1 protein-coding gene and 1 pseudogene are annotated in these 1,639 nt (G+C 40.9%); one reads left to right on the top strand and one right to left on the bottom strand.

Features of this window, described 5'->3' with window-relative positions; genetic code table 11:
• Nucleotides 1-279, top strand: a pseudogene (locus tag QZ106_RS10280) (tetracyline resistance-associated transcriptional repressor TetC); the annotation flags it as partial.
• Nucleotides 280-391: 112 nt separating this feature from the next.
• On the opposite strand, the gene tet(B) reads toward QZ106_RS10280, so the two are convergent.
• Nucleotides 392-1,597 carry a tetracycline efflux MFS transporter Tet(B) gene (gene tet(B) / locus QZ106_RS10275; protein WP_295976712.1) on the bottom strand — a complete coding sequence of 402 codons (1,206 nt, stop codon included), beginning with the start codon at nt 1,595-1,597 and terminating at the stop codon, nt 392-394.
• Nucleotides 1,598-1,639 lie beyond the last annotated feature (42 nt).

Genomic DNA, 1,639 nt, shown 5'->3' with positions numbered 1-1,639 from the left:
AGCCTTATCCCTATCCAAGAAGTGATGCCTATCATTGGTTGGAATGAACTTGAAAAAATTAGCCTTGAATACATTACTGGTAAGGTAAACGCCATTGTCAGCAAATTGATCCAAGAGAACCAACTTAAAGCTTATGATGATGATGTGCTTAAAAACTTACTCAATGGCTGGTTTATGCATATCGCAATACATGCGAAAAACCTAAAAGAGCTTGCCGATAAAAAAGGCCAATTTATTGCTATTTACCGCGGCTTTTTATTGAGCTTGAAAGATAAATAAAATAGATAGGTTTTATTTGAAGCTAAATCTTCTTTATCGTAAAAAATGCCCTCTTGGGTTATCAAGAGGGTCATTATATTTCGCGGAATAACATCATTTGGTGACGAAATAACTAAGCACTTGTCTCCTGTTTACTCCCCTGAGCTTGAGGGGTTAACATGAAGGTCATCGATAGCAGGATAATAATACAGTAAAACGCTAAACCAATAATCCAAATCCAGCCATCCCAAATTGGTAGTGAATGATTATAAATAACAGCAAACAGTAATGGGCCAATAACACCGGTTGCATTGGTAAGGCTCACCAATAATCCCTGTAAAGCACCTTGCTGATGACTCTTTGTTTGGATAGACATCACTCCCTGTAATGCAGGTAAAGCGATCCCATCACCAGCCAATAAAATTAAAACAGGGAAAACTAACCAACCTTCAGATATAAACGCTAAAAAGGCAAATGCACTACTATCTGCAATAAATCCGAGCAGTACTGCCGTTTTTTCGCCCCATTTAGTGGCTATTCTTCCTGCCACAAAGGCTTGGAATACTGAGTGTAAAAGACCAAGACCCGCTAATGAAAAGCCAACCATCATGCTATTCCATCCAAAACGATTTTCGGTAAATAGCACCCACACCGTTGCGGGAATTTGGCCTATCAATTGCGCTGAAAAATAAATAATCAACAAAATGGGCATCGTTTTAAATAAAGTGATGTATACCGAATTCGATTGCGTCTCAACCCCTACTTCGGTATCTGTATTATCACGTGTATTTTTGGTTTCACGGAACCAAAACATAACCACAAGGAAAGTGACAATATTTAGCAACGCAGCGATAAAAAAGGGACTATGCGGTGAAATCTCTCCTGCAAAACCACCAATAATAGGCCCCACTATTAAACCAAGCCCAAAACTTGCCCCTAACCAACCGAACCACTTCACGCGTTGAGAAGCTGAGGTGGTATCGGCAATGACCGATGCCGCGACAGCCCCAGTAGCTCCTGTGATCCCTGAAAGCAAACGGCCTAAATACAGCATCCAAAGCGCACTTGAAAAAGCCAGCAATAAGTAATCCAGCGATGCGCCTATTAATGACAACAACAGCACTGGGCGCCGACCAAATCGGTCAGACATTTTTCCAAGCCAAGGAGCAAAGATAACCTGCATTAACGCATAAAGTGCAAGCAATACGCCAAAGTGGTTAGCGATATCTTCCGAAGCAATAAATTCACGTAATAACGTTGGCAAGACTGGCATGATAAGGCCAATCCCCATGGCATCGAGTAACGTAATTACCAATGCGATCTTTGTCGAACTATTCATTTCACTTTTCTCTATCACTGATATGGAGTGGTAAAATAACTC

Source organism: uncultured Aggregatibacter sp. (assembly GCF_901873365.1).
Lineage (GTDB): Bacteria > Pseudomonadota > Gammaproteobacteria > Enterobacterales > Pasteurellaceae > Aggregatibacter.
The sequence above is the reverse complement of the archived record's forward strand: the minus strand, read 5'-3'. Positions and strand labels throughout refer to the sequence as shown.